The following is a 26,499-nucleotide window of genomic DNA, read 5'->3' on the forward strand; positions in this document are numbered from 1 at the left end:
CAAAAGTAAAGGCTATTCAATCATACAGTTTGAAAAATTAGGAATTTAAAAAGTTGAACATGGCGTTAAGATCTTTTTTTAACTTTCTCTTGATTGATCACTTGATTTAAACATCCAGTTTAAATTACTTTTCCTACAAGATAACTTAAATCCTTACCATTAAGAATACTTGCTAAAGACAGCATTTTTTTGCCTGGAAACTGCAATGAACCAATATTAACAACCCCGTCTTGTGCCTGAATTTTAAGGCCTTTTTTATCCACTGAAATAATCGTCCCCATCGCAAAGTTTGTCATCTGCTCAACGATTTCAACATCGGTAAATTTCACTGCTTCACCATCAATCATCATATAAGCACTTGGCCAAGGGGTAAAGGCGCGAACCTTACAATCAATTACCTTGCAAGGATTATTAAAGTGAATCAACCCTTCTTCTTTGGTAAGCTTATGCGCATACGTGGCACCTTCTGGCTGTACTTGAGGATTTAGTTTATGTTCTGCGATTTCTTTAAGCACAGTGCAAACAGCAGGAACTGACAGCTCTGCTAAGCGATTATGTAAGCTTAAGCTGGTGTCATTGTCTAAGATAGGCGTTTCAAGTACATGCAAAATATCACCGGTATCCAGACCCACATCCATTTGCATGATAGTAATGCCCGTTTTGTTATCTCCTGCTTCGATTGCACGCTGAATAGGGGCGGCACCTCGCCATTTTGGTAAAAGCGATACATGAATATTAATGCAACCTTGCTTTGGGGTTTCTAGTACCATCTTTGGCAATAATAAACCATAGGCAATAACTACCATGACATCAGCACTTAAGTCCGCTAATTGCTTGATTACTTCTGGCTCTTTTTTGAAAGATAGTGGTTGAAATACAGGAATATTATGTGTCAAAGCACAAGCTTTGACCGGTGAGTATTCCAGTTTTTTGCCACGCCCTTTGGCTCGATCTGGTTGTGTAAAAACACCGACAATATTATATTTTTCTTGAATTAAAGCATTAAGTACCGTTGCCGAAATATCAGGTGTTCCTGCAAAAACAATACGTAAAGACTTAGGGTTATTTGACATATATGCTGAAAATACCTAATGATTAATGATAAGCGTAGGCGTAAAAATTCGCACCATCTAAAGGTCCTGTCTTACCAGAAGCCATACAATTGCCAACAACTTTAGTTGCACCATATTGTGCTGCGACTTCTTTGGCTTTTTGCACATTCTGCTCACACGCTGTTTGGATTTCTTTTTTGCTCGTATAATGCGTATCAACACGGATAATACCAATTGGTGACTCATTAAAGCCTGTCACAACCGGTACCGCCTTTCTTAAATTCATATCCTCTGAAGCATAAAATTCTACATCCTGAAGCTTCACTGGCGAGTAGACTTCTTTGGTTTGCGGCAAGTACACCGCATGCGCTTCATATTTCGTCTTAGGTACAATCGTCCAAAAAAAGCCAATCACGGCAATTAAAATTCCTGCATAAATAATATTTTGTTGAAAACGACTCATAGTAATCAATAGTCTGGTTTTAAGTTAGCGCGTATCATAACATAGTCGCCTTATGACAATCTATAGCCACCATAGACCATTTTACGATAGGTATATGCTATTTGCCCGCCAATGCACGAATCACTAAGAAAATTAAAAATGGCGCACCAATTAAAGCAGTAATCACACCAACAGGAATGATCATTGGATAAAGTAATGTTTGTGATAAAAACTGACTGATTAACATTAAGATTGCACCACACAAAAAACTGCTCATAAACAAATACTTCATCTTGTTTGTACCAATACACATTCTAGCAATATGCGGTGCGACAAGTCCTAAAAAGGCAATGGGGCCTGCAACCGAAACAATGGCGGCGATTAAGAATGCCAATAGCACAACCAGATGTACCAGCAATCTTTTGACATTAAGCCCCATCATCATCGCTTCAGACTCACCAAGACTTAATAAATCAAATGCCTGATGCTTACAATAGACAAAACCACAAAATATCAAGGTAATAATAGCTAATAATATCACCTGCTGCCAAGTGACATTTACAAAGCCACCAAACTGCCATAAAGTAATTTGTTGCAATGTTTGTGCCTGACTAAAACTCATAATCAACGCCGTTAACGCACTAAAAATGGCTGAAACACCAACACCAAGCAAAATCACCACAGCAATATTAGCAAGCCGATCCTGCAAGCTAATCACCAATAAAAATATAATAAGTACAATGAATGCACCAAACACACAAGCAAGGAAAAAAAGCAAATACGAGTAATGTGTAAGTGCCACAAAATAAGCGGGCAAGATAAACAATAGCATAAGCCCAACAAACTGACTTCCTGATGAAATGCCTAAGATACTGGCATCGGCTAACGGATTACGTAATACCAATTGCAAAATGGCGCCACTAACACCTAATCCGCCACCAACAAGTGTTGCAGCAGCCCAGATGATTAATTGATACTGCCAAAATAACTGACTTGCCAACACGCTATTTAGATGTGCACTTTGCCCATATGATAACCAACTTACGATAATAAACAGCATCAACCATAGCAAGCTAAGTGTAGCATGAAAGCCAACCACCCTATTTATTTTTCTTGTTTTTTTTGTTTGCTTTGCTTTACTTGTTCGTGTTTGCAACTTTTCCGTCCTTTTACCATATTTTATGATCTAAAAACACAATTCGCCTTGCCAATTATGATGATATTCGTTATAAAATCGATATATTTTAACGATGCAATAATGCTTTTGCTCTGCCATTATTGGTAAAGTATTAAAAAATAAAAAAAATAACAAGGGAAACAAAATGCCGGCAGCTTTTCAAATCAAAGGAAGTCTCTTTACGTTAAGTGTATTGCAAATATTAAGCACTGATCTTGATGACATTGAAAAACAAATCACTACCAAGATAAAACAAGCGCCACAATTCTTTAATAACACACCGATGGTCATTGAATTAACTGCTTTAACTACGGGACTAACAATCGAGTTTATTGAAAGTCTAACCGGCATGTTAAGAAAACATACTCTACTTACTGTTGGCTTTAGATTACCAGATCAAACCTTGGCTGATGCTTTGCAAGCAAAAGGTTTTCCAATATTCAAAGAAGGCAAAAACATTCCCGCTCCTACAGTTTCGGTCAACAAAGTATTAGCTTCACAACATAAAATCATCAGCTCACGTGTGCGATCGGGTCAGCAATTGATCTCACAAAATGGTGATTTGATTGTTTTATCATCAGTAAGCTCTGGCGCTGAACTTTTAGCCAGTGGCAATATTCATGTGTATGGTACATTGCGTGGCCGTGCAATAGCTGGATTAGATGGTGATACCAATGCGCGAATTTTTTGTCACAAATTAGAAGCAGATCTTGTATCAATTGCTGGCCAGTATAAAATTTTTGAGGAACCTATTGAGGCACTTGGAAATGACAATAATGGCTATCAAATACAGCTAAAAGACGGTACAATCATGATTAGCCAAATTTAGGCTACCCCACACTTTAAGAAAATAACAATTGAATCAAGGATTAAATACTGTGAGCACAGATTTTACACAAACTAAAAATACCAAGCCACGCGCCACAACTGTGGTCATCACCTCAGGTAAAGGTGGTGTTGGTAAAACCACAACCAGTGCCGCGATATCATTAGCATTAGCCATGAAAGGCTTTAAAACCGTTGTTATTGATTTTGATGTCGGTCTGAGAAATCTTGATTTAGTCATGGGCTGCGAACGTCGCGTTGTTTATGACTTAATTAGCCTTATTAACAAAGAAGCTAATATCAATCAAACATTGATAAAAGATAAGCGCTCTGAAAATCTTTATATTTTACCTGCCTCGCAAACACGTGATAAAGATGCGTTAACAGAGGCTGGCTTAGAAGATATTATGCAAGAGCTTAAAGCAAATTTTGACTATATCGTTTGTGACTCACCTGCAGGCATTGAAAAAGGTGCATTAATGGCAATGCTACATGCTGATAAAGCGATTGTGGTTACCAATCCAGAAGTCTCATCTGTGCGCGACTCAGATCGCATCATTGGTGTGTTATCAAGTAAAACGCGCAAAGCTAAAGAAAAAGGCGAGGCAGTTGATGCCAAACTCTTAATTACACGCTACGACCCAACACGCGTTCTACAAGGTGAAATGTTGTCACTTGAAGATGTCAAAGATGTTTTGTCCATTCCTTTACTTGGTGTTATTCCAGAATCAAAAATGGTATTACAAGCCTCAAACTCAGGTGTACCTGTGACGGCTTATCAGGATAGTGAAGCTGGCCAAGCCTATGTTGATGCCGTTGAGCGCTTCTTAGGTCATGATAAGCCACTTCGCTTTATTAGCGCAGAAAAACCTGGTCTGTTAAAGCGTTTATTTGGAGGAAAGTAGCATGGGGTTGTTTAATTTTTTTAAGAATAAACCAAAGACAAATAGCAGTGCAAATATTGCTAAAGAACGTTTACAGATCATCGTATCACATCAAAGAAATGAGTCACACTCTGGCAATAAAAAACCTGACTTCATCAATAGATTACAAGACGACATTCTTGAAGTTGTCAAAAAATATGTCAATATCGGACATAATGACATAAAAATTGATATCGATAGCCAAGGGGATAGGTCTGTACTTGAGCTTAATGTTACAATTCCTGAAGAGTCAAGCCAACCTAAACAAGTATTAAACGCCTAATGTCTCATCATCACTTTGCCGTAAGCTTTGATAAGGTTGCATTTTTCCGTGGGGAAAAATGCATTTATAAAAACTTAAGTTGCACCATTCCTAAGGGCCAAATCACAGCAATACTAGGTCCTTCCGGCACTGGAAAAACTACTCTCTTACACTTAATTGGCCGCTTGATAAAAGCGCAAAGTGGTAATATTCATGTACTTGATCATAACCTAAATCAATTGGATAAAAAATCATTACTAGACTTACGTAAAAAAATGGGCGTTTTATTCCAATCAGGCGCTCTTTTTACTCAACTGTCAGTATTTGATAACGTTGCCTTTCCTTTGCGTCAAAATAGCAATCTAAGTGAGCGTTTGATTCATAACTTAGTACTGATGAAGCTCCAATCAGTTGGACTGCGTGGTACTACTAACATGATGCCAAGCGAGTTATCAGGTGGTATGGCGCGACGCGTGGCTCTTGCGCGTGCCATTGCTTTGGATCCAGAGCTTATGCTTTATGACGAGCCATTTACTGGACAAGATCCAATTTCTTTAAAGGTAATTTTAACCTTGATTAAACAGCTCAATGACGCACTACACATGACTTCAGTGATCGTCTCACACGATATCAATGAGGTCATGAGCATTGCGAATCATATTATTATTATCGCCAATCAACAAGTCATGCTTGAAGGCTCACCTGAATTCATTAGAAACAGTAAAGATCCATTTGTCTCACAATTTTTATCCGGTAGCGCGGATGGCCCAGTCGCGTTTGATTATCCCGCACCTGATTTTTTGAGCACATTGCAATAAGGAAGTGATTAATGCTAAGAATAATCCAACTGCTTGGTCGCAACACCTTAAACACAATTACTAATCTTGGCGAGTCAATATTACTTACATTTGAAATGATTTTCGGCCACTGTAACCCACGCAGTATTATTGCACAAACATATCACGTTGGCATAAACTCGGTTTTAATCATTCTAGTGTCGGGGTTATTCATTGGATTTGTTTTAGCGTTACAAGGATTTTATACACTTGCTAAATTCAGTGCCGAATCAGCTTTAGGTCCAATGGTTGCTTTAAGTATTATCCGCGAGTTAGGTCCAGTAGTCACCGCTTTATTATTCGCCGGACGTGCAGGAAGTGCGCTTACCTCTGAAGTGGGATTAATGAAAGCAACAGAGCAACTAGCTAGCCTCAATATGATGGGGGTTGATCCTGTGCGCTTTGTTTTAGCTCCTAGATTCTGGGCATGTGTTTTAAGCGTACCTATTTTAAATTTATTTTTCTCCACTGTCGCCATTTGGGGTGGTTATCTTATTGGTGTCAAACTGCTTGGTCTTTTTAGTGGAACTTTCTGGGGCAATATGCAGGCTTCAGTGTTATTTTATGATGATGTGATGAATGGTGTTTTAAAAAGCCTGGTATTTGGTATTGCAATTGCAATTGTCTCACTTTACCAAGGATATAATTGTCGTGCCAATTCCGCAGGTATTGCTCAAGCAACAACAAAAACTGTTGTCTATTCGTCTTTAGCAATTTTAGGTCTAGACTTTCTTATGACCGCCTTAATGTTCAAAGGAGTTTAAAAATGTATAAAAAATCTTATGAGCTATTAGTAGGTGTTTTTGTCCTCCTTGGCATTGTTGCACTTATTTTTATGGCATTAAAAGTGAGTGGACTTTCGCTCTCTGGTTTTGATAACAAATATTATCAAATCAATGCTCAATTCCAAAATATAGGCAGTTTACGTCCAGGAGCAGCAGTACGTATTGCTGGCGTTGAAATTGGTAAAGTCAACAGCATCACACTCACGCCAAGTTACAATGGCTTTATTGCTAATGTCACTTTAAATATCAACAAACGCTATAACAACATTCCTAGTAGCTATGGCGCTGCTATTGATACCAGCGGCATTTTAGGTGATAGCTTTATTGCCCTATATCCATCAGATATGGATATCCCCGGACTATACAACAGCAAATACTTAGAAAATGGTAGCACGATAGAGTTGTCAAATACCTCTTCAGCCATTAATCTAAACTCATTGGTGAATACCTTTGTATCAGGTTCTGGAAATAAGAAATAAGTTATATGATAAAAACAGCAAATAATATGGATAAAACACAAAAGATTATGATGTTTTTAAGTGCTTCTTTAGTACTCAGTGGTATGCAGTTGAGCTTCGCATCTGAGACTAAACCTGCTACAACTGTGACCTCTGCAGCCACAAAAATAACTGCTGACATTAGCAAACCCACAAAAAACACCACTCCGATAGCATTATTGCAACAATCTATTGTTGAAACACAAAAAACCTTGATTCAATCAAAGAAACAGTTAAGCCAAAACCCCAAAGAGCTTATTCAATTAATTGATAATCATGTAATGCCATTATTAGCAACAAACATTATTGCACAACTGTTAGTAGGTAAAGAACGTTGGCAAGCTGCTAATGAGAAAGAGCATCAAAAATTCATTACTGAAATTACCCAAATGTTGGCATATTCATATGCTGAAAACATTGCTCAAGCAGGCAATTATGATATCCAAATATTTCCTTTTAGTAATAATTCTTGGCAAAAGCAACGTCTGATTGTTGTAACCGGCAAAATCATTAATTTACAAAATAAATCCTCTTCTGATTTGAGCATTAAAATGTTAAATGAAGCAGGAAAAAGGGCTGCACCTAAGTGGAAAATTTACGATCTTTCCGTTGCTGGTGTCAGCATATTAGATAACTTCAAAGCACAGTTTAAAGATTATAAAACCCTTAAAGATATTAACCTTGCCATTGAGAAAAAGAACAATGAGCTTATCAGTAAAAAGTCCAAATAGTTTTATTCTGCAAGGAAACCTTAACTTTAGCAATGCATCAAACATTGAGAAAGCGTTAGATCGTGCCCTTAAATCTGTAAAATCTTCGCTTGAAATTGAGCTTAAGGACATTCAAAAAATTGATAGCGCGGGTATTGCACTATTTATGCACATTATTCATTATTGCCAAAGTAATAATATTGCCTTGCAGTTTCTAGGTCCTGTTTCTGAAAATACAAAATCATTGATTAGCATTCATGGTCTAGATGATTTATTTTCACCTTTTATTAAATAATGTATTTTAACGACAACAAATAACAAACAAGAGATTTATGATATGAATACAGTAGAATTAAAAACCTTAATCGAAAATAAACTAGGTAGTAATACCACAGCATTGATTGAAAGTGATGATAATGTGCATTTCAATGCAACCATTATCAGTGATCTTTTTACTGGTGTTCTTAGCAAAGTCAAACAACAGCAAATGGTCTATGCAGCAATTAATGATTATATTGCCTCAGGTGAACTACATGCCGTTGCTATGAAGACATATACACCTGAAAAATGGCAGTCATTAAATAACTAAGCAATAATGTAAATGGAGTGTAGTGATGTCAACAACTGCCTGGTCAATACCAATTATTGTGATGATGATTCTTACCATTATCAGTGTTTTTATTACCTTATTTAGTCGAATTCAAGCCATTCGCAAAAACAAAATTTCTCTTGATGATCTACGCACAATGGATTTTTGCAAAAAAGAGCACCCTTGGCTTGAAATCACCTCAAGGCATCTTGATAACTTATTTCAACTGCCCATGCTTTTTTATATCTGTTTTATGATTATCTTATTGAACCCAGAGTTGATGAAGATCGGCTATTTTCTGGTACTTGGTTGGCTATTTGTAAGCTTTAGAGTCATTAACTCACTCGTTCACTTAACCACTAACAATCTTAGCCTAAGGCTCTGTTCATTCCTATTATCAACGTCTTTCTTGTTTACAATAATTCTCACACTACTGATCGAGTTGATTAAGATTTATTAGTTATGTAAGTTTTTAATTCTTTCGATCAACTGTAAAGTACTGATGATCAATTGACCAAGAGCGATATAATACATTATAGGTATTGACTGAAACAGCATTGAGACTTGATTGATAAAGCGTTTCGTAAGCTTTTGCTGCATTTCCATCCGTAGGCCCTAAAAGCTCTATATTATACTTGCGACACCATTTACGGACAGTGGTAGTTTTGAACCCAAATTTGCCAGCAACGTCCTCGTAACTTAAGCCTTCATTCGAATAATCCTTTAACACTTCTTCTGCCGGTCGTCCATACTTCTTTGACAGAATGATTTCAAAGCTCTGAGAATATTGATTTGCCATTATTTTACTACTCCTTCCTACACCTAAACATCGTGTTCATTCTTTGCTTCATGCTGATAACCATCTAAAGATGTTTAAATGTCTGTTTCTTTTTTAATTTTTTGTTATTTAACTTCCGATGCTCTTATTCATAACCAAAGTCACTACATTCGTCAAGAACTTCACACAAATAATAATTAACATACTTTAATTTTGCTTAACAAACATGCAATTCCCTGGACGCCAGCTTGATTACCCAGATGCGCTGGCATAATTTTGGTTTCTCGATAAAAAGGTAATACATTCTGCTGAAAATATTGCTTCACTGCATCAATAAAAAAACTCTCTTCTGAAATAGCCCCTCCAATAATAATCAGCTCAGGAGCTAATACATGCGTCAATGAAACAAGCCCCATTATAAGCTCATACAAATACTCTTCAAAAATCTGCACTGCCACAGGATTACTATTTAATAATTGTGCTTTAAAATCGACAATACTGACCTTGTCACTTTGTGTTGCAGCGCAATACATATCCAACAATTTGTTGGCTGAGGCATAACTTTCCCAAGCACCCGGTAACATCCTTTTTCCCTTACTTTCTTTGTTCACACTACCTAGCTTATTAGCTTGCGCATGTGTCACCATATAGCCGAATTCACCTGCGGCATTATTAACTCCTCGATATAATTGACCATTAAGAATAATCGCTCCACCGATGCTCGTGCCTAATGTCAAAAAAAGATAGTTCTGGTAATGGCTCTCCTGCCAATACGCTGCTTCACCGATAGCAGCGGCATTTACATCATTTTCAATCACCACGCATGTCATGCCTGTTTCTTGTTTAAAACGTTCAACTAACGGATAGTTTTCTAATGCTTTAACATAAGGTGAGCCAAAGGCAATATATCCCCTTTTAGGATCAATAATCCCATGACAAGAAAAGCCAGCACCAATGATATGATACTGTTTCTTTAACGCAAAAAAGCGTAATACAAACTGCTTAAGTAATAACTCCGGATCGGTAATTTCCCCAGTATGATATTTATCTGATAAAACAATCTGACCTTTTGTGTTAATGAGTGCATACTTAGTATAAGTGCCCCCTAAATCAAAACATAGATAACTATTCATATTTGCTTTTATGATCTTTCTTTTAAAAGTTTATGCGCTTTAGCCTATACCACTTAGACTATTTCAGCCAATAGAAAACATATCCATCATTTAACTTAAGACTTTTTTGCACAAAACGGCAACAATTCATTGAAAATATCAATGTAATCCTTTAGAATTTTGCCACCTTTTGGGCTGAGTTTATGCAGTTTTCCAGTGAATGCAGTAAACTCAATGTATAACTAACCACTGGCTTAAGATATATTGGAACTAAAACCATGACTGAAAATTTTAAAGACCTCTTTGAAGCTTCACTGAAAGAAACTGAAATGCGTGTTGGCAAGATCATTAAAGCAACTGTTGTTGCGATTGATCGTGAATTTGCTTGGATTGACGCAGGTTTAAAATCAGAATCTATCGTTTCTCTTGATCAATTCAAAAACGATCAAGGCGAAATTGAAGTTCAAATTGGCGATCAAGTAGATGTTGTGCTTGATGCATTAGATAATAGCAACGGTGAAACTCGCCTATCGCGTGAAAAAGCGAAGCGTATTGAAGTTTGGGATGCTCTTGAAAAAGCATGTAATGATCAAGAAACTGTATTGGGTCGTATCACAAACCACGTTCGTGGCGGTTATACAGTTGAAGTGAAAGGCTTACGTGCATTCTTACCAGGATCTCTTGTTGATGTTCGTCCATTGCGCGATATTTCTCACTTAGAAGATAAAGATATTGAACTTAAGATTGTTAAACTTGATACTAAACGTAACAACATCGTTGTATCTCGTCGCGCAGTTATCGAAGCTGAAACACAAGAAGATCGTGAGGCATTATTCGAGAAGTTAAACGAAGGCTCAGTTGTTAAAGGTGTTGTTAAAAACATTACTGACTTTGGTGCATTTATTGACCTTGGTGGCATTGACGGCTTATTGCACATCACTGATATGTCTTGGAGCCGCATTAAACATCCAAGCGACATGTTAGCACTAGGTGATGAAATCGATGTTAAAATCATTAAATTCGATAATGACAAAGGCCGTATTTCTCTTGGTATTAAACAATTGGGCGAAGACCCGTGGGCGAGCGTTGCTGAAGAACTTGCTGTTGGTACTAAGCTTATGGGCAAAATCACTAACATCACTGATTATGGTTGTTTTGTTAAACTCAAAGAAGGTATTGAAGGTCTTGTTCATACCTCTGAAATGGATTGGACAAACAAAAACGCTAACCCGCATAAACTAGTTTCTTTAGGTCAAGAAGTCGAAGTTATGGTACTAGAAGTCGATGCTTCACGTCACCGTATTTCTCTTGGCATGAAGCAATGCATTATCAACCCATGGCAAGCATTTGCTGATGCACATAAACCAGGTGATAAAGTGCATGGTAAGATCCGCTCTATCACTGATTTTGGTATCTTTATCGGCTTAGATGGTAATATCGATGGTCTTGTACATATTTCTGATGTTGCTTGGAACAAAGCTGAAGACGTTGTTAAGCAATTGAAGAAAGGCGAAGAAATCGAAGCTGTTATGCTTTCTGTTGATATTGAGCGTGAGCGTATTGCTCTAGGTATTAAGCAACTTTCTAATGATCCATTTACACAATACACCTCTGCAAATGACAAAGGTGCTAAAGTAACTGGTGTTATTACTGCCGTTCAGCAAAACGGTGCTAACGTTGAACTTGCACCTGAAGTAGAAGGCTTCATCCGTGTTGCTGATATTTCACGTGAACACGTTGAAGACGCACGCCATGTTCTGAAAGTAGATCAAGAAATTGAAGCACGCATTAGTAATATCGATACTAAACGCCGTAGCATCAATCTTTCTATCAAAGCGTTAGATGAAGACATGGAAAAATCAGCTAAAACTAACTACAAAGCTGAACAAATGGCACCAACAACGATTGGTGATTTAATTAAAGAAAAATTGAGCAAGTAAAGTATTTATTTCAGGCAACATTTAGGTTGCCTTTTAGCTTTACCTGTTGATATATTTTTCACTAAAATTAAAGGACTTAATTTATTTTGCGAATCATATTGACACTTTTATATAAGCAATTTTTAGCATTTAGAGAAGCATCAAGATGGTTTAGTTTACTACCTGTTTTTTTTATTCTTTTGATTACCACTTTTTCACTGACATCTTGTACACGCCATACATGTGAAGAAACAGATGCCTCTTCACACCGCATTTCATTACTATTAAGCCAGTACATTAATAGTAATTATCTTAAATTATTAACAAAACTTCATCGTGAGAAAGGCATTACCGCAATATATTTTTACTCTCGAGAAAGAGTAGTTTTACCCGCACAAACAGAAATTCAACAATGCTGGGTTACTACCAATAATTCGAAATACCCATTACCCGCCTTTAAAGTAATGTCTGCTGACTCATTTTATACCTTAAACGCTAATAGTAATGCACCGTGTTATTTAAACCTAGTGATTGATTATTATGGTAAGTCAAGGAAACAATGGGATGTCCATGTTTATAATTTCAACCCAGATCAGCTACCATTCTCTTGGGTATACAAACAGATTATAGCTAATATAGAAACAGGTTTATACAACCTGACTGTTTAATTTCGACTTCACTATCAAAGCAAATTCCTCTACTATACACCGATTGAACATACGCTATCTTTCCTTTAATGACCCAATTTATTGAATTACTTGATGATCACGGCTTTTTAAAAGATCACACACAGTGGTCACCTGATATAGCTTATACCTTTGCTAAAGAAGAAAACATCACACTAACTGATGCACATTGGCAAGTTATTTATTTCCTACGTGAGTACTATAAGACACATAGTACAGCACCAGCTATTCGCCTTTTGGTTAAATCACTCAAAGCGCAATATGGTAATAACATTGGTAATAGCCTTTATTTACAAACGCTCTTTCCAACCTCTCCTGCTGTACAAGCTGCCAAAATTGCAGGCTTACCCAAACCTAAAAGATGCATTTAATAATGTTAATAACAAAAGCGAAAAAACTACTTCACAATGAGATTCTAGTTAAATCCTTAGGTACCATGTTTGTACAAGCCTTAGGACAAATGACAGCCTTTGCTTCTGCCATTTTGCTTGCACACTATTTATCTGTTAATGCGTATGGACAGTATATGTTTGGGGTAACTATTGCAACTATATCAGCTGTAATTGCTACCTTAGGTGCCGATGGGATTTTGGCGCGTAGCTGGGGATGGTCGGATAATACTGATATCATACGCACTAAAGAGGTTTTTCAGTTGCATAACTGGTTTTGGCGCCGCGGGTTACTCATTCTTCTATTTGCTTGCATTGCCTGTTTTAGTTATATCTATTTATTTGACTCTAATGCAAGCTTTGTTGAAGTTTTTGCCTTTTTGTTTGCCTTGCCTTTTTTTATTGCTAATCTTTTACAATCTTTTTATGTTGCCAATAAAAAAGTGATTTACGCCAATTTAATCCAATTCGTCATGCGCCTTATTATGTTGATAATGATTGGCATTTATATCGTAATTGAAATTCATAATGCGCCACTACTTGTCGGCTCTATGTTTGCGGCCATTACTCTCTATATGCTTGCCTTATGGTTGAAAGTAAGTGTGAAGTATGGATTTAAAAGTCATAAACCACAAGGTAGTAATGTTTCTTTTATGTTACTAAAATGGGGAAATCTGCTGTTAAGCCAAATTGATATCGTGTTACTTAAAATATTCTCTAGCAATGAGAATATTGCTTATTATGCAGTTGCCTTGCAACTGAGTGCTTTGGTTGTATTTGTCTTAAATGCAGTTAGTGCCAATATTATGGCACAAGTAGCCAATGATTATAAAATGCTCACGCGAGAAGCATTTCAAACCAAGATTACCGAATATACACGTATTATCTGTGGACTCTCGGCACTTGGAATGGTGACTTTGATTATTGCAGGCTATTGGATTACCATGCTTTATGGTGCAGCTTATACTCAGGCTTATTCGCTATTTTGTGTATTGATGATTGGCCAAGCCGTCAACGTACTATGTGGAAGTGTCTTTACCATCTTGAATATGGCAGGGTTTGAGAAAACAACGTGTCGCGTCTTCTATATTGCGCTTATCATTAATATCGTACTAGGTATTATTCTTATTCCAAGTTTACATGCCTATGGTGTTGCAATTGCTTCTGCCATTGCAATGATTTTCTGGAATCTTGTATTAACCTATTTTGTGGTAAAAAAGCTTAATGTTAATCCAACCATCTTTACCTTTCTACATAGCTAGCTGCCTTATAAATACAATGATGCTTGTGCTTGTAATGAGCAGAATTTCACATATTCTTTTTTAAACTTCTGCCAAGATGATGCTTTCTGTTGAACTTCTTTTGTCATTTTCTTACTCCTTATAGATAAAAATTTCGACATATTTATGTAACGATCAACATGATCGAATGAATGACATTATATTTAGTAAGATGTAAAAAATCCGTTTCAATAACGTATTACTATGTATAAAAATTGATACATTACTGATTTTGTGATTAGAATTAATTGTGACTTTATAGCGATTGCCCTGCTAGAATATACCCATCGTAAATCATTTTGCGGTGGGTATATAACCATATAACTAATTGGAGATCCTCAATGTATCAACGTCATCTTGGCATGGGATTCATATTAATGAGTATAGGGAGTATGACAATGGCTACGGATTATCAGCACTTTAATGCTGAAATGAAAAAGCAAAAGCTCCGTACACTTTCGACTTTGCAATATCAAGTGACACAAAAAGAGGCAACAGAAAAACCTTTTGATAATACGTATTGGGATAATAAAAGTGAAGGTATTTATGTTGATGTGGTTTCCGGCGAGCCACTTTTTAGCTCGACTGACAAGTTTGATTCAGGCACAGGCTGGCCAAGCTTCACACGTCCCATAGATGCAAAATATATTCAAGAGAAAGAAGATCGTAAGTTCTTTTTTATTGTACGCACGGAAGTCCGATCATTAATTGCAGATTCACATTTAGGTCATGTTTTTAATGATGGGCCAAAGCCAACAGGATTACGCTACTGTGTTAATTCAGCAGCACTTAAATTTATTCCTAAAGATGAGATGCTACAAAAAGGCTATGGCGACTATCTTTATCTATTTGATGATAATAAACAATGAACATAAATCATGCGTGTTATCTTTAAAAAAACCTTACTCATTGTCATCGTAATCGCTTTGTTCACATTAGCCTTACTTGGCGCGATTTTGCCGATCATTCCGGGATTTGTATTCTTTTTTGCAGGAATTATTGTACTTTCATGGCTGATTCCACCAGTAAGACAATGGCTTCATCGATTATTGCATCGATTTCCAAAACTAGAGAAACATGTATTAAAAGCCGAAGAAAAACTAAAGAAATGGCTGGGAAACTCTTAAATATTTACCCTTCAAACGCACCAAACGACATTAATTTGTTATAACGTTTTGCTAAGCGATCATCATTAGATAAAGCACTTAAATCACTCAATAAACGCTGTAAGCTTAGTTTAATCTCTTTGGCTGCTTCATTGATATTGCGATGCGCACCACCTAAAGGCTCTTTGATGACTTCGTCAACAATCTCATGTTCCTTTAAACGCTTGGCAGTAATGCCCATAATTTCAGCTGCATCTGCCGCCTTTTCAGCTGTCTTCCACAAAATCGAAGCGCAGCCTTCTGGGGAAATTGTAGCAAAATAGCTATATTCAAGCATGACGAGCTTATCACCTACCCCAATACCCAAGGCACCACCTGAACAGCCTTCACCAATAACCACACAAATAACAGGGACATTCAGCTTTGACATTTCAAGCAAATTACGTGCAATGGCTTCACTTTGCCCACGCTCTTCAGCTTTAACCCCTGGATAAGCCCCAGGGGTATCAATAAAAGTAATTACAGGGACATTAAATTTCTCAGCAAGTTTCATCAAACGCAGCGCTTTGCGATACCCTTCTGGATGCATCATACCAAAGTTATGACGCAATTTATCTTTTGTTTTACGTCCCTTTTCCTGACCAATAACCATCACAGCTTGATCATCAAGTTTAGCTAAACCACCAACAACAGCCTTATCATCTGCAAAAGCGCGATCACCATGTAACTCCTGAAAATCAGTAAAAATCTTATTGAGTAAATCTAAAAAATACGGGCGTTCAGGATGACGCGCTAATTGAATAATCTGCCAATCACTTAATGAACTATAAATCTTCTTCATTAAATCGGCTGTTTTACCCTGTAATTTCTCGATTTCCTGTTGAACATCTTCACTATGCGCATTGGACTTAGCCAATGCTTCAATTTTTGCTTCTAGTTCGGCAATTGGTTTTTCAAATTCAAGAAATTGCATATTTTCCCTTACTTAGTCCACTTGACGCTTACAATACGTCTCTTTAATGAATAAAGCAAATATAATACTAATGATAAAACCAATTAGCAAAATCCCCATACCAAAATTAAGTCCAGGAGCTGCTATATCATCCAAGCCTTTGCTGTGATTAAACCAAGTCGTCATCACGCCAAATAGTGGCATAGCGATCACGCCACCCCATAATAAAGAGTTCATGGATACAATGCTTGTTGCAATTGCGTTGTTTTTCATTGGATTTGTTTCACCAACAAACGGATAAGCAACCGTTTGTGCGCTAGTGACGAATCCTAATAAGAAAAATAATACCGATAATTGTGTAACACTGACTGTGCAAAACATAATAATAGCAATGATAATCACTGAGGCCATTCCGCCTAAGATCAGTGGTTGTTTACGGCGACGCATACGCTCTGTCAGCCAACCCCAAAAAGGATAAGCAAAGATCATTCCTAAAAAAATATAGCCAGTAATAGAACGCGCCTCTAACATACTTACGTCATGGGTTTTCATCAAATATTCATTTGACCACATGCCACCTAACATCCATGTACCAATGTTAATCAAACCAACATAAATGCCAGCACACCAATTTTGTGGCTTGGATAAAACCAATTTTAAGGTTGCTAAGATAGACTCTGATCGCAAGGCTTTGGTTTGCATCGTACGTGCTTTTGTTAATACTTTTGGCGCATTACGCACAACAATAAAAATAAGCGCTGCTAAAACTAAACCAAACAAGCTAATCACATGTAAAGTATGTTCTAAACCAAATGCATCAAGCAAATAGCCAACTGGCGCTTGTGCAGCATAGCCACCCAACATACCAATTGCAATAATAATCCCAATGACAAAACCTAAGCGATTTGCTGGAAACCAGTTTGTTGCAATGCGAATACAACCGACAAGACTAAAGCTTGCCCCCATACCCATAAACAAACGAGAAATACCCATTACATAAATGCTTGTTGTTAATGTCATTACAAAAATACTCAAAGCACAAACTAATAAGGCAATTGATATTGCTAAACGTGGAGAAAATCTATCTAGGATATATGCTGCAGGAATTAAACAAAGGATATTCGTATAAAAATACAAGCTCGCAATAAAGCTGACACTTACTGGTGTTAAATCTGGATAAGCATTTAAAATAGCGGGGGTCAATGTATTAAAAGCATTGCCTAAGCCAAATTCAAAAAAAAAGAAAAATGAAATTAAAATTACTACTGCCCAAGATTTTGCCAGTGACATTTGAGCCAGTTTTTCCTGATACGAAGTGGAAGTCATAACGCTCCGAATTGCGAACTGTATTTTCAAAGGCGACAAATATAACAAAAAAATATTTCTTTTACAGTAAAAATTTTACTCACTATACCACTTGTAAATCATCAGTCTCTTATATTGTTCAGAAAATAAGTCCAGTCAAACTCACAACCTGGATCGGTTTTGCGCTGTGGCGCAATATTACTATGTCCAACAATATTACCTTTAATCTCAGGGTATCTTTGAACGATTGCGTTTGTTAATTTAATTAAACTACTGTACTGCACCTTGGTGAAAGCAGTTTTATCGGTGCCTTGCAGCTCAATACCAATGGAAAAATCATTACAATTGTCTTTGTTTTTATAACAGCTCACACCCGCATGCCAAGCGCGGTCCTTGGTTGCAACAAATTGGATAATCTCACCCTGCCTTGTAATATAAAAATGACTTGAAACTTTAAGGTTTTCAAGATCTTTAAAATTTGGATCTAAACTATAATCCAGTTTATTTAAAAACAACGACTCAACATAATGGTTATCATACTGCCCTTCTGGCAAGGAAATACAATGAATAACCAACAAATCAATTTTTATATTATCTGGGCGCGCATTGTAATTGGGTGATTTTATAATGTTGGCTTCATTTAACCAACCATCGCTATCTAATTGCAACATTTTTATTACCTTATCAAAGTGGGTGTAGCATAGATTAAGAATAAGTTGAGTTTTAATTACTCCCTCACCCGCGCAACTTAAGCTGCACGAGCAATCCCGCAAGGGGAGAGGTGCTAACTAATACAACTTTTTTATACATCATAACAGGGCAACGCCCCTACATTCCAAGCATATACGGTTATTATTTTTTCACAAAGACAAATACGCCTCTAACTCATCCAATAAATATAACTGCTCTTCAGTAAGGTCGGTTTCGCGTAGTTTTTGGATGCGTTCATAAACCTCAGGAATAGAAACCTTTCTTCCTCCTTTAAAATCAACAGGCATATTCTCAGCCTCAAAGCTTGCAATTTTCTCTAAATATTCCTGAAACTCAATTTGCATCTCAGGTGTTAGTTCATCTGGTGCCATTCTACCAATGACTCGCAAAGCGCGTTCATAGAACCCGCGATTCATCTCCTGCATTAATTTCACTTTATCAGCAACTGCTTTTTGATGAAAATGCGCACATAGCGCTTGTTCAGCATAATTCATGAATCCTGCGGTATAAAGGGAAGCATCAACATCAATATTCTCAATATCTGGATATTTAAAATCTAATGCGGATTCTTTAATATCTACAAATAAACTCGGATTTTGAATTAAGAATTCTTTATTGCGCTTAATCAATGCTATACGCTCAGGCGATAAATGCGCTAAAAAGCGCTTTTTAGCGGGCAATACCAGCGGCAAATCACCCCATTTTTTATTCACAGTTAAAAAGTGCTCTGATAAATTCTTTAAATTCACCTCGGTAAGCTCAGCATAATCAAGACGTAAAAAACACCATTGATTTTTATAATGCCAATGTTGCCCTAAATTAAGCACCGGCAGCATAAAGCGCTCACTGTAGCCAAAGCGACCTGAAATCATTAAAGCTTGTTGGTAATCCTCGCCATTAATACTCAGACCAATATCCAATTGTGACAGTATTTTTTGATCTTCGGTTTTATTAAAGCGCGCAGTTAAATAATCCCACATTTTAGGTTGGTGTGATCTTAATTTACGTGCCAATTCCAAAGTAACCAATACATCGGTTAACGCATCATGCGCGCGCCCTTCACTATAAAGACCATTTTGCGCATTGATATCTTCCAATTTCAATGACACTTTATCCTCATCGTTAATAGGCCAGCTAAGCACTTCATTGGCAAATAAATAAAAGGAAGCAACAATCGGATATAAATCCATGCGTGAGCAATTATTCTTATATTGATGATCATAAGCTGGAAATAAATTCTTAAAAAAAGCAAAGCGTAAGAACTCATCATCAAAGCTTAAAGTGTTATAGCCTAAGCTCACTGTTTCAGGTGTGTTAAACAAGATATAAATTTTTTTAATCGCTTCATACTCAAACAATCCACTATTAGCTTGTTCAATCGAGATATGATGGGTAATTGATGCCTCGGGGTTGGGAATCGTGTCTGGATTTAATTTGATTAAAAACTCATAACGCTCAATTTCATTTAGCGCCTCATCAGTACGCACTGCAGCAAACTGAATGATTTGATCAAAACATTTGTTGATTCCTGTTGTTTCCAAATCATAAAAAAGAAAAGTTTTTGCCATGAAGTTTTCATTCCTTACTATCAATTGCTACAGTGTAATCACTTTGCCGTTGAATGTCAGTAATCGATCATAGCTTATAACTTGACATATACGCCCAAGGCGTATAAATTTAGTTTAATAAAAACATAGCGAATCGCCTAATGATTACAATTGTTGAACTTCCAAGCTACATAAAAAAGCAAGCAGATGTCTTACAGCAGATAATCAAAAAGCACTTGTAGACTACTTGGCAGTTTACCCTGAATCTGGTGTGATTATGGAGGGAACAGGAGGCATTCGCAAACTACGGTGGGCAACTGAAAACAGTGGTAAAAGTGGTGGCGTACGTGTTATTTACTATTATTACAATGAAACTATGCCACTATATTTAATTGCCATGTTCAAAAAGAGTGAGGAGGCAAACTTAAATAAAGCTGAAAGAAACGATTTAGCCATTATGGTTGAACTACTTAAAAAGAGGTGAAAAATGAGTGCATTTCAAGAGATTAAACAAGGATTACAAGAAGCCATATATTATCAAAAAGGATTCGTTAAAAATGCAAAACAACACAGTTTTGATGATATTGATGTTAAAAATATTCGTGAATCGCTACATATGTCTCAGCATGATTTTGCAGCAAAGTTTTGTTTAAACTTAAAATCAATACAGAACTGGGAGCAAAAGCGAAAAAAACCCTCCGGCGCAACCTTAGTATTACTGAAAGTAATTGCCAGCAATCCAAAAGCTGTGTTAAATGCATTGCACTTTGATAACTAACAATTACAAGTCATTTAAAATGCCGAAATAAAATCAATTAAAGGCTTATCCATTTGCTGATAAATGGTTTTTCTTAAGCCATTTAACGCCTGATTGCGATCATCTTTAAGTGACAAAAAGCTATGCATATTTTGATAAAAATCATTGAGTTTTTCCTGTGATAAGTCACAACTTAAGACATATTTTTGCTCTTGAGTAATGCTGACATATTGATATTTAACTAATGCTATAAGTACTGAATCTAATCGCTTTAAATCAACATGTGGTAAATGCTTCGTGCATTCTTCTTTATCAATGGGATATTTGCTTTTTTGTTTGACATGTAAAAGACGCAACACATCAATAGCCAAGCTAAATTGCGGTGTTTTCTGCTTCACTCGTAACGCTGATGGCACACTTAACATCCGCACGACAATGGCACCGAGTAGAAACAGCTGCCATGAAATTGCAATCCATAAAATAAATAATGGAATAATCGCTAAAGTACCATAAAGCATCTCATACGTTGGCAAGTTTAATGCATACCATGCAAATACTTTTTTCGCTAAATCAAACACAATTGCCATCATTAGGCCACCCAATAGCGCATGCTTGAACTTAACACGCGTATATGGAACGACTTGATAAATAAACGTAAAAGCAATTAAGTTAAAAATAAAAGGTAAAACCTGCAAAAAGCGCATCAGCTGGCTAAAGCCATCATTCAACCAATGCCATGACAATAAATACGAACTTAAGCCTAGGCTTGCACCAACAAGTATAGGCCCCAAGCTCAACACCGCCCAATACAGTAAAAAAGCCTGTGATAAAGGACGTTCTTTTTTGACTTGCCAGATGTCATTTAATACTTTCTCTAGTGAGCGCATCATCATAATGCTAATAAAAAACAGTACTACCACTGCCGTAATTGGCAGTCCCGCACGATTCTTCATAAAGAGTTTTAGATACTCATTTACAGCTTCTCCTGAGCTTGGCAGCATATTATGTAAAATAAACTGCTGAAACTCCCCTTGAATGCTTTTGAATGCTGGCAACATGCTTAAAATTGAAATTGACACCATCAATAAAGGAACGAGTGCAAAAAGACTTGTCAAAGCTAAGCTTGATGCCTTGGTTAAACAATTTTGTTGTAAATATTCCCTAAACACCGATACCCAGAAACGGCTAAATCGCTTACTATAGTTTTGTATTAACTCAGTCATAAGGATCCTTTTATGCAAAACATCTTAGTACTTTATTATAGTCAAGGCGGTTCAACAAAAGCAATGGCAGAGAAAATTGCTCAGGGTGTTGAACTTGGCGGCTTGGAAGCAATACTTAGAACCGTGCCAAATGTGTCAACAAATTGTGAAAAAACCGAAAGTAACATCCCTGATAGTGGTGCAATTTATGTTACTAAAGAAGATCTTGTTAACTGCTCAGGTATTATCATGGGTAGCCCTACGCGCTTTGGTAATATGGCAGCTCCCCTTAAATACTTTATTGATACTACCAGTGACTTATGGTTTAAAGGTGCATTGATCAATAAACCTGCGGCTGTTTTCACCTCTACGGCAAGCTTGCACGGTGGTCAGGAAACGACACTGCTTTCGATGATGTTACCACTTTTGCATCATGGTGCGATGATTGTTGGCATCCCCTATAGCGAACCGTCACTACAAAATACACAAACGGGAGGAACACCTTATGGCTTAAGTCACTATAATGGGATCAACTCCGATAAAGCAATTTCTCAAGATGAGATTACCTTAGCAAAAGCCTTGGGGAAACGCGTTGCCGAAATAGCCAAACAAAAATGATAACCTTTCTCAATTAAGTTGACTTGATATCAACTAGTGTTTACAATTAATCACCCTTTCTTGATATACCAGCTCTTATGAATATCAAAACGAAACAAAATTATAAAATCCTTGGCTTTAATGATAATTGCCCACGTAATTATATGCAGAAACTTTTATCCTTAGGCTTTATTCCTGGTGAAACCTTCTATATTGCTAAAAAAGCACTGTTTGGTAATCCATATCATATTTCAATTAAAAATTTCTCCGTGTCATTACGCAAGTCAGAAATTCTCTACATGCAGGTAAAAGTGCAATGAAATATGCAATTATCGGTAATCCAAACTGTGGTAAAACAACACTTTTTAATGCACTAACTGGCCTTAAACAAAAGGTTGGGAACTGGAGTGGTGTAACCGTTGATAAAAAAATAGGAAAAGTTGAATTAAATAATCAAAAGCTAGAAATTATTGATTTACCGGGTATCTATACCTTAACCGCTAGTGATGCGTCATCTATTGATGAGCAAATTGCTGCGCGCTTTATTGTTGAAGAGAAGCCCGATGCAATTATCAATGTCATTGATGCATCAAACCTTGAGCGTAACCTATATCTGACCACACAGTTAATAGAAACGGGTATTCCGTTAATTCTAGTTATTAATATGATTGATGTTGCCAGCAAAAAAGGTATAGTCATCAATTATCATAAACTTGAGCAAACATTAGGATGCACTGTTATCCCCGTCATTGGGCGCAAAAAAACAGGTATTAGTGCGTTGAAAACCGCATTATTTAAGTCTCAACACATCTCAAGTTATGACCTTAGCAATTATTACCCTGAAGCTATTAATAAGCTTACTACCCAAATCACTAAGACTAATTATAATTATCCCAGTTTATGGTTAAGTACTTCAGTTGCTGAAGACAACTATTTGCTTAAATATTTGATTTCACCTACCGACTTTAATCGCTTACAAGCACTAAAGCTTGAGCTAAAACTTGATCACACAACTGATATCACACTGTCGAGTGCACGTTACCAAGCTATTGCTGATATCGTCAACAAAAGCACTCAAACTGGCCAGATTTCACAACATAAAACAACTGAAATAATCGACAAGCTATGCATGAATAAATACTTAGGTATTCCAGTATTTTTATTTGTCATGTATCTAATGTTTGAATTTTCAATCACCATTGGTGGTGCTTTACAGCCTTTATTTGATAACACATCCAGTGTGATATTTGTTGAAGGCATGACGCATTTAGGCGTTTATCTTGGCTTACCACTTTGGCTTGTCGCAGTTATTGCTCAGGGTATCGGTTTAGGAATTAACACCGTCTTAACCTTTATTCCACAAATTGGTTGTATGTTTTTATTCTTATCCTTTTTGGAAGACTCGGGTTATATGGCGCGTGCGGCTTATGTCATGGATCGCTTTATGCAAGCGATTGGTTTACCTGGTAAAGCCTTTGTACCACTGATTGTTGGCTTTGGTTGCAATGTCCCATCAGTCATGGCAACAAGAACATTAGAGACACGTCGCGATCGCTTAATGACTATCATGATGGCACCGTTTATGTCTTGTGGTGCGCGCCTAGCGATCTTTGCTGTGTTTGCAGCTGCATTTTTCCCACAAAACAGTGCTTTAATTGTCTTTAGTCTATATATTTCTGGCATTTTAGGCGCCATTATTACCGGATATATTGTAAAACTTGCCTTATTAACTGGCAAAAGCGCACCTTTTGTAATGGAATTACCCGTTTATCACCTGCCTAACGTTAAAACCATAGGCCTAAATAGTTGGAACCGTTTAAAGCGCTTTATTTTTAGAGCAGGTAAAGTTATCGTTCCGATTTGTGTTTTGATTGGTACCTTAAATAGCATTCAAACCAATGGTATTATCGTTGCCGGCGGTTCACCGGATTCAATTCTCGCGCAAACTGGACGCACAATTACGCCAATATTAAAGCCTATGGGAGTAACTGAAGATAACTGGCAAGCAACCGTTGGTCTGTTGACCGGCACACTAGCTAAAGAAGTCGTCGTTGGCACATTAAATACGCTTTATACACAGGAAAAACCACAGAGTTTAGCTAATGCTGCTAGTGAAAAATTTGATTTCTGGGGTGGAATTGCTGCTTCTTGGCACGATACTGTTGATAGCTTTAAAAACATGAATTTAAGTGCATTTATCAACCCATTTGCCGCCAACGAGGCAGATGCTAATATGGATAAGACAGCAATGGGCTCGATGATTACTGCCTTTGGTTCATTAGCTGCGGCATTTGCATATATGTTGTTTGTTCTTTTGTATGTTCCTTGCGTCTCTGTCATCGGTGCGATGGCACGTGAGGCAACACGTGGATGGGCATGGCTATCTGTAATCTGGAGTACTTCGATTGCCTATGTTGCTGCAGTTATTGTCTATCAATTGGCACAATTAGCAACTGACCCACTACATGCACTTAGTTGGATTATTGCCATGGTGATCTACATGATTCTATTGGTGCTTGCGATGAAATATTTCTCACATAAGTTTCGCTTCGAAATAGAGTTAAATAAAGCCTGTAGCAAAGGCTGTGCTGTAACGGTTAATAGCAAAGAGTCTGGTTGTCACTAGATAATCCCACCTAATGTGAAGCTTCTTCCACCTATGAACCGTACCCTGAGCATAGTCGAAGGGTGAACTTAAGATTCAATTGCGCAATGGCTTCGACTTACGCTCAGCCAACGTTAATTATAAACCGTACCCTGAGCCCAGTCGAAGGGTGGACTTAAGATTGAATTGCACTATGGCTTCGACTTACGCTCAGCCAACATCAATCTCTTCTTAAACGATCTGAGACAGCGATTGGACTTGGATAACTCAATACAATTATATAAGATGACACAATAAAGCTTAAAATAGCTACTGCTTCAACGATAATCTCAGAACTTATCGTGGCAATTCCTGCGGTATTAGCTAATGCAATTAGCATCAGTGAAAATTCACTGCCCTGCCCCAAACGCATACCAATCTCAAAAGACTCTTTTGGCGTTTCACGTACTAGCCATAGGGTTACAAAATGAAGTATAGGTTTAAGTATTAGGATCAATAGTGTTAAGGCTAAAACAACTCCCCATACTGAAGGTAGTAATGCAATTTGAAACCCTGCTCCTACGGAAAAGAAAAAAAGTATCAAAAAGAAATCGCGCAGCGGTTTTAGATTTTCATAGATATATTTGGCAATCGGTGAGCTTGCAACTGTGACACCAGCAATAAATGCACCAATCTCATTAGATAAACCAAAAACAATCGCCAATTGTGCCATACCAATACACCAACCAATAGATAATAAAAATATATACTCTTGGAAACGACTGAATTTTTTAAATAGTTTAAACAAGAAATAGCGTTGCGCTAAAAAACCAACACCACCTAGTACGGGTAACGCAAGCAATAATTTAATTAACGAAAATAAATGAAAGCTTTCAGTTTGTGATGACCAGAGACTGATAAAGGTGATCATCAAAATTGCAATTAAATCCTGAATCAGTAAAATGGCAATGACTAATTCGCCAATACGTTTATGGTGCAATGCTGTCGTTGGTAACAGTTTCAAACAAATAATCGTACTTGAGAAGATCAAAGCTGCACCGATAATGAAGCCTTGCGCACCAATCCCAAAGAAGTGACAAATTAACACGGTAGCTGCAATAAAAATCACACTACTGGCAATACAAACAAACATCGCTTTACCAAGCATTTTGATCATGCTTTTGATTTCTAAATTAAGTCCCAGTAAAAACAACAAGAACATAATACCAATATCCGATATCTCATGCACGGTTGTGGTATCAGATATTAATCCCAAGCAGTGTGGTCCAACGATCAATCCCAAAATAATATAAGCAACAATAATAGCTTGTCGTGTATAAAGTGCCAACGTCGCAAAGACTGACGCGCCAAAAAACACTAAAAAGAACACAAATACCAAGCTATGCATATCTACATCATCCTTATCTTTTATTCATTATGTTGAGGCATTCGATAGACAAAAAATATTGGCTGGTA

Annotated in this window: 32 protein-coding genes; 21 read left to right on the forward strand and 11 right to left on the reverse strand. The window is 37.1% G+C overall.

Going from position 1 to position 26,499, the window contains the following annotated elements; genetic code table 11:
- Nucleotides 1-119: 119 nt before the first annotated feature.
- The 3 genes from fmt to DNK85_RS06280 all read right to left on the reverse strand — a co-directional run bounded on the left by fmt (nucleotide 120) and on the right by DNK85_RS06280 (nucleotide 2,650).
- Nucleotides 120-1,073, reverse strand: coding sequence for a methionyl-tRNA formyltransferase (gene fmt / locus DNK85_RS06270; RefSeq protein ID WP_119328725.1), 954 nt, complete (start codon nucleotides 1,071-1,073; stop codon nucleotides 120-122).
- Nucleotides 1,074-1,095: 22 nt separating this feature from the next.
- Nucleotides 1,096-1,515: a Francisella virulence factor A gene (gene fvfA / locus DNK85_RS06275; RefSeq protein ID WP_119328726.1), complete on the reverse strand. Its 420-nt coding sequence runs from the start codon at nucleotides 1,513-1,515 to the stop codon at nucleotides 1,096-1,098.
- Between the two features lie 97 nt (nucleotides 1,516-1,612).
- Nucleotides 1,613-2,650, reverse strand: coding sequence for a FecCD family ABC transporter permease (locus tag DNK85_RS06280; protein ID WP_119328727.1), 1,038 nt, complete (start codon nucleotides 2,648-2,650; stop codon nucleotides 1,613-1,615).
- Nucleotides 2,651-2,816: 166 nt separating this feature from the next.
- Here DNK85_RS06280 and minC point away from each other — a divergent pair, with 166 nt between their 5' ends.
- From minC to DNK85_RS06330, 10 genes are read left to right on the forward strand one after another with little or no spacing between them, the layout of a single operon-like run.
- Nucleotides 2,817-3,500 carry a septum site-determining protein MinC gene (gene minC / locus DNK85_RS06285; protein ID WP_119328728.1) on the forward strand — a complete coding sequence of 228 codons (684 nt, stop codon included), beginning with the start codon at nucleotides 2,817-2,819 and terminating at the stop codon, nucleotides 3,498-3,500.
- A 49-nt stretch (nucleotides 3,501-3,549) separates the two neighbouring features.
- Nucleotides 3,550-4,401 (forward strand): septum site-determining protein MinD, encoded by an 852-nt coding sequence (gene minD, locus DNK85_RS06290; RefSeq protein ID WP_235842396.1) that lies wholly within the window; start codon nucleotides 3,550-3,552, stop codon nucleotides 4,399-4,401.
- 1 nt (nucleotide 4,402) lies between these two features.
- Nucleotides 4,403-4,702 (forward strand): cell division topological specificity factor MinE, encoded by a 300-nt coding sequence (gene minE, locus DNK85_RS06295; RefSeq protein ID WP_119328729.1) that lies wholly within the window; start codon nucleotides 4,403-4,405, stop codon nucleotides 4,700-4,702.
- A complete protein-coding gene (locus DNK85_RS06300; protein WP_119328730.1) occupies nucleotides 4,702-5,499 on the forward strand; it encodes an ABC transporter ATP-binding protein in 798 nt (265 codons plus the stop codon). The genes minE and DNK85_RS06300 overlap by 1 nt, the downstream gene beginning before the upstream one ends.
- A gap of 11 nt (nucleotides 5,500-5,510) precedes the next feature.
- Nucleotides 5,511-6,281 carry a lipid asymmetry maintenance ABC transporter permease subunit MlaE gene (gene mlaE, locus DNK85_RS06305; protein ID WP_119328731.1) on the forward strand — a complete coding sequence of 257 codons (771 nt, stop codon included), beginning with the start codon at nucleotides 5,511-5,513 and terminating at the stop codon, nucleotides 6,279-6,281.
- Nucleotides 6,282-6,283: 2 nt separating this feature from the next.
- Nucleotides 6,284-6,781, forward strand: coding sequence for an outer membrane lipid asymmetry maintenance protein MlaD (gene mlaD, locus DNK85_RS06310; protein WP_119328732.1), 498 nt, complete (start codon nucleotides 6,284-6,286; stop codon nucleotides 6,779-6,781).
- A gap of 5 nt (nucleotides 6,782-6,786) precedes the next feature.
- On the forward strand, nucleotides 6,787-7,530 hold the full coding sequence (locus tag DNK85_RS06315; protein ID WP_119328733.1) for an MlaC/ttg2D family ABC transporter substrate-binding protein: 744 nt from the start codon (nucleotides 6,787-6,789) through the stop codon (nucleotides 7,528-7,530).
- The gene (locus DNK85_RS06320) at nucleotides 7,502-7,804 is read left to right on the forward strand and encodes an STAS domain-containing protein (RefSeq protein ID WP_119328734.1); all 303 of its coding nucleotides are present in this window, start codon (nucleotides 7,502-7,504) and stop codon (nucleotides 7,802-7,804) included. The genes DNK85_RS06315 and DNK85_RS06320 overlap by 29 nt, the downstream gene beginning before the upstream one ends.
- A 42-nt stretch (nucleotides 7,805-7,846) precedes the next feature.
- Nucleotides 7,847-8,098, forward strand: a complete 252-nt coding sequence (locus tag DNK85_RS06325; protein WP_119328735.1) for a BolA family protein — start codon at nucleotides 7,847-7,849, stop codon at nucleotides 8,096-8,098.
- 25 nt (nucleotides 8,099-8,123) lie between these two features.
- Nucleotides 8,124-8,558 (forward strand): MAPEG family protein, encoded by a 435-nt coding sequence (locus DNK85_RS06330; RefSeq protein ID WP_119328736.1) that lies wholly within the window; start codon nucleotides 8,124-8,126, stop codon nucleotides 8,556-8,558.
- A gap of 12 nt (nucleotides 8,559-8,570) precedes the next feature.
- Here DNK85_RS06330 and DNK85_RS06335 read toward each other — a convergent pair whose 3' ends face one another.
- Both DNK85_RS06335 and DNK85_RS06340 read right to left on the reverse strand, forming a co-directional pair.
- Nucleotides 8,571-8,897, reverse strand: coding sequence for a helix-turn-helix domain-containing protein (locus DNK85_RS06335; RefSeq protein WP_117001236.1), 327 nt, complete (start codon nucleotides 8,895-8,897; stop codon nucleotides 8,571-8,573).
- A 176-nt stretch (nucleotides 8,898-9,073) separates the two neighbouring features.
- On the reverse strand, nucleotides 9,074-10,009 hold the full coding sequence (locus DNK85_RS06340) for an ROK family protein (protein ID WP_119328737.1): 936 nt from the start codon (nucleotides 10,007-10,009) through the stop codon (nucleotides 9,074-9,076).
- Between the two features lie 257 nt (nucleotides 10,010-10,266).
- Here DNK85_RS06340 and rpsA point away from each other — a divergent pair, with 257 nt between their 5' ends.
- The 6 genes from rpsA to DNK85_RS06370 all read left to right on the forward strand — a co-directional run bounded on the left by rpsA (nucleotide 10,267) and on the right by DNK85_RS06370 (nucleotide 15,389).
- The gene (gene rpsA, locus DNK85_RS06345; RefSeq protein ID WP_119328738.1) at nucleotides 10,267-11,928 is read left to right on the forward strand and encodes a 30S ribosomal protein S1; all 1,662 of its coding nucleotides are present in this window, start codon (nucleotides 10,267-10,269) and stop codon (nucleotides 11,926-11,928) included.
- 86 nt (nucleotides 11,929-12,014) lie between these two features.
- Nucleotides 12,015-12,575: a hypothetical protein gene (locus DNK85_RS06350; RefSeq protein WP_162896562.1), complete on the forward strand. Its 561-nt coding sequence runs from the start codon at nucleotides 12,015-12,017 to the stop codon at nucleotides 12,573-12,575.
- A gap of 68 nt (nucleotides 12,576-12,643) precedes the next feature.
- Nucleotides 12,644-12,964, forward strand: a complete 321-nt coding sequence (locus DNK85_RS06355) for a TusE/DsrC/DsvC family sulfur relay protein (RefSeq protein ID WP_119328740.1) — start codon at nucleotides 12,644-12,646, stop codon at nucleotides 12,962-12,964.
- 2 nt (nucleotides 12,965-12,966) lie between these two features.
- Complete coding sequence (locus DNK85_RS06360; RefSeq protein WP_235842397.1) at nucleotides 12,967-14,244, forward strand: MATE family efflux transporter; 1,278 nt, start codon at nucleotides 12,967-12,969, stop codon at nucleotides 14,242-14,244.
- 359 nt (nucleotides 14,245-14,603) lie between these two features.
- Complete coding sequence (gene msrB, locus DNK85_RS06365; RefSeq protein WP_407919665.1) at nucleotides 14,604-15,131, forward strand: peptide-methionine (R)-S-oxide reductase MsrB; 528 nt, start codon at nucleotides 14,604-14,606, stop codon at nucleotides 15,129-15,131.
- A 9-nt stretch (nucleotides 15,132-15,140) separates the two neighbouring features.
- Complete coding sequence (locus tag DNK85_RS06370) at nucleotides 15,141-15,389, forward strand: DUF4564 domain-containing protein (RefSeq protein WP_119328742.1); 249 nt, start codon at nucleotides 15,141-15,143, stop codon at nucleotides 15,387-15,389.
- A gap of 4 nt (nucleotides 15,390-15,393) precedes the next feature.
- Here DNK85_RS06370 and DNK85_RS06375 read toward each other — a convergent pair whose 3' ends face one another.
- From DNK85_RS06375 to DNK85_RS06390, 4 genes are all read right to left on the reverse strand, one after another.
- On the reverse strand, nucleotides 15,394-16,341 hold the full coding sequence (locus DNK85_RS06375; protein WP_119328743.1) for an acetyl-CoA carboxylase carboxyltransferase subunit alpha: 948 nt from the start codon (nucleotides 16,339-16,341) through the stop codon (nucleotides 15,394-15,396).
- A 12-nt stretch (nucleotides 16,342-16,353) separates the two neighbouring features.
- A complete protein-coding gene (locus tag DNK85_RS06380; RefSeq protein WP_119328744.1) occupies nucleotides 16,354-17,646 on the reverse strand; it encodes an MFS transporter in 1,293 nt (430 codons plus the stop codon).
- Nucleotides 17,647-17,747: 101 nt separating this feature from the next.
- Entirely contained in the window at nucleotides 17,748-18,296 is a 549-nt protein-coding gene (gene ampD, locus DNK85_RS06385; RefSeq protein WP_119328745.1) for a 1,6-anhydro-N-acetylmuramyl-L-alanine amidase AmpD, read from the reverse strand.
- Between the two features lie 189 nt (nucleotides 18,297-18,485).
- Nucleotides 18,486-19,904, reverse strand: a complete 1,419-nt coding sequence (locus DNK85_RS06390) for an exodeoxyribonuclease I (RefSeq protein ID WP_119328746.1) — start codon at nucleotides 19,902-19,904, stop codon at nucleotides 18,486-18,488.
- 256 nt (nucleotides 19,905-20,160) lie between these two features.
- On the opposite strand from DNK85_RS06390, the gene DNK85_RS11770 reads away from it, so the two are divergent.
- Both DNK85_RS11770 and nadS read left to right on the forward strand, forming a co-directional pair.
- The gene (locus DNK85_RS11770; protein ID WP_208123151.1) at nucleotides 20,161-20,367 is read left to right on the forward strand and encodes a type II toxin-antitoxin system RelE/ParE family toxin; all 207 of its coding nucleotides are present in this window, start codon (nucleotides 20,161-20,163) and stop codon (nucleotides 20,365-20,367) included.
- Nucleotides 20,368-20,370: 3 nt separating this feature from the next.
- Entirely contained in the window at nucleotides 20,371-20,661 is a 291-nt protein-coding gene (gene nadS, locus DNK85_RS06400) for a NadS family protein (protein ID WP_119328747.1), read from the forward strand.
- 14 nt (nucleotides 20,662-20,675) lie between these two features.
- Here nadS and DNK85_RS06405 read toward each other — a convergent pair whose 3' ends face one another.
- On the reverse strand, nucleotides 20,676-21,863 hold the full coding sequence (locus DNK85_RS06405; RefSeq protein ID WP_119328748.1) for a YihY family inner membrane protein: 1,188 nt from the start codon (nucleotides 21,861-21,863) through the stop codon (nucleotides 20,676-20,678).
- A gap of 12 nt (nucleotides 21,864-21,875) precedes the next feature.
- On the opposite strand from DNK85_RS06405, the gene wrbA reads away from it, so the two are divergent.
- The 3 genes from wrbA (at nucleotide 21,876) to feoB (ending at nucleotide 25,065) form a co-directional block, all read left to right on the forward strand.
- Complete coding sequence (gene wrbA / locus DNK85_RS06410) at nucleotides 21,876-22,460, forward strand: NAD(P)H:quinone oxidoreductase (RefSeq protein WP_119328749.1); 585 nt, start codon at nucleotides 21,876-21,878, stop codon at nucleotides 22,458-22,460.
- A 77-nt stretch (nucleotides 22,461-22,537) separates the two neighbouring features.
- Nucleotides 22,538-22,759: a FeoA domain-containing protein gene (locus tag DNK85_RS06415; protein ID WP_119328750.1), complete on the forward strand. Its 222-nt coding sequence runs from the start codon at nucleotides 22,538-22,540 to the stop codon at nucleotides 22,757-22,759.
- A complete protein-coding gene (gene feoB / locus DNK85_RS06420; protein WP_119328751.1) occupies nucleotides 22,756-25,065 on the forward strand; it encodes a Fe(2+) transporter permease subunit FeoB in 2,310 nt (769 codons plus the stop codon). The genes DNK85_RS06415 and feoB overlap by 4 nt, the downstream gene beginning before the upstream one ends.
- Before the next feature lie 199 nt (nucleotides 25,066-25,264).
- Here the strand turns inward: feoB and DNK85_RS06425 are convergent, their stop codons facing one another.
- Entirely contained in the window at nucleotides 25,265-26,431 is a 1,167-nt protein-coding gene (locus DNK85_RS06425; protein WP_119328752.1) for a cation:proton antiporter domain-containing protein, read from the reverse strand.
- Nucleotides 26,432-26,499: the final 68 nt, after the last annotated feature.

It is taken from the genome of Cysteiniphilum halobium (genome assembly GCF_003574425.1).
GTDB lineage: Bacteria > Pseudomonadota > Gammaproteobacteria > Francisellales > Francisellaceae > Caedibacter > Caedibacter halobius.

Coding starts and splice junctions, on each gene's coding strand:
- fmt (WP_119328725.1), bottom strand. CDS start 1,073: ATGTCAAATAACCCTAAGTCTTTACGTATTGTTTTTGCAGGAACACCT.
- fvfA (WP_119328726.1), bottom strand. CDS start 1,515: ATGAGTCGTTTTCAACAAAATATTATTTATGCAGGAATTTTAATTGCC.
- minC (WP_119328728.1), top strand. CDS start 2,817: ATGCCGGCAGCTTTTCAAATCAAAGGAAGTCTCTTTACGTTAAGTGTA.
- minE (WP_119328729.1), top strand. CDS start 4,403: ATGGGGTTGTTTAATTTTTTTAAGAATAAACCAAAGACAAATAGCAGT.
- DNK85_RS06300 (WP_119328730.1), top strand. CDS start 4,702: ATGTCTCATCATCACTTTGCCGTAAGCTTTGATAAGGTTGCATTTTTC.
- mlaE (WP_119328731.1), top strand. CDS start 5,511: ATGCTAAGAATAATCCAACTGCTTGGTCGCAACACCTTAAACACAATT.
- mlaD (WP_119328732.1), top strand. CDS start 6,284: ATGTATAAAAAATCTTATGAGCTATTAGTAGGTGTTTTTGTCCTCCTT.
- DNK85_RS06315 (WP_119328733.1), top strand. CDS start 6,787: ATGATAAAAACAGCAAATAATATGGATAAAACACAAAAGATTATGATG.
- DNK85_RS06320 (WP_119328734.1), top strand. CDS start 7,502: ATGAGCTTATCAGTAAAAAGTCCAAATAGTTTTATTCTGCAAGGAAAC.
- DNK85_RS06325 (WP_119328735.1), top strand. CDS start 7,847: ATGAATACAGTAGAATTAAAAACCTTAATCGAAAATAAACTAGGTAGT.
- DNK85_RS06330 (WP_119328736.1), top strand. CDS start 8,124: ATGTCAACAACTGCCTGGTCAATACCAATTATTGTGATGATGATTCTT.
- DNK85_RS06335 (WP_117001236.1), bottom strand. CDS start 8,897: ATGGCAAATCAATATTCTCAGAGCTTTGAAATCATTCTGTCAAAGAAG.
- DNK85_RS06340 (WP_119328737.1), bottom strand. CDS start 10,009: ATGAATAGTTATCTATGTTTTGATTTAGGGGGCACTTATACTAAGTAT.
- rpsA (WP_119328738.1), top strand. CDS start 10,267: ATGACTGAAAATTTTAAAGACCTCTTTGAAGCTTCACTGAAAGAAACT.
- DNK85_RS06355 (WP_119328740.1), top strand. CDS start 12,644: ATGACCCAATTTATTGAATTACTTGATGATCACGGCTTTTTAAAAGAT.
- DNK85_RS06360 (WP_235842397.1), top strand. CDS start 12,967: ATGTTAATAACAAAAGCGAAAAAACTACTTCACAATGAGATTCTAGTT.
- msrB (WP_407919665.1), top strand. CDS start 14,604: ATGTATCAACGTCATCTTGGCATGGGATTCATATTAATGAGTATAGGG.
- DNK85_RS06370 (WP_119328742.1), top strand. CDS start 15,141: ATGCGTGTTATCTTTAAAAAAACCTTACTCATTGTCATCGTAATCGCT.
- DNK85_RS06375 (WP_119328743.1), bottom strand. CDS start 16,341: ATGCAATTTCTTGAATTTGAAAAACCAATTGCCGAACTAGAAGCAAAA.
- DNK85_RS06380 (WP_119328744.1), bottom strand. CDS start 17,646: ATGACTTCCACTTCGTATCAGGAAAAACTGGCTCAAATGTCACTGGCA.
- ampD (WP_119328745.1), bottom strand. CDS start 18,296: ATGTTGCAATTAGATAGCGATGGTTGGTTAAATGAAGCCAACATTATA.
- DNK85_RS06390 (WP_119328746.1), bottom strand. CDS start 19,904: ATGGCAAAAACTTTTCTTTTTTATGATTTGGAAACAACAGGAATCAAC.
- DNK85_RS11770 (WP_208123151.1), top strand. CDS start 20,161: ATGGAGGGAACAGGAGGCATTCGCAAACTACGGTGGGCAACTGAAAAC.
- nadS (WP_119328747.1), top strand. CDS start 20,371: ATGAGTGCATTTCAAGAGATTAAACAAGGATTACAAGAAGCCATATAT.
- DNK85_RS06405 (WP_119328748.1), bottom strand. CDS start 21,863: ATGACTGAGTTAATACAAAACTATAGTAAGCGATTTAGCCGTTTCTGG.
- wrbA (WP_119328749.1), top strand. CDS start 21,876: ATGCAAAACATCTTAGTACTTTATTATAGTCAAGGCGGTTCAACAAAA.
- DNK85_RS06415 (WP_119328750.1), top strand. CDS start 22,538: ATGAATATCAAAACGAAACAAAATTATAAAATCCTTGGCTTTAATGAT.
- feoB (WP_119328751.1), top strand. CDS start 22,756: ATGAAATATGCAATTATCGGTAATCCAAACTGTGGTAAAACAACACTT.
- DNK85_RS06425 (WP_119328752.1), bottom strand. CDS start 26,431: ATGCATAGCTTGGTATTTGTGTTCTTTTTAGTGTTTTTTGGCGCGTCA.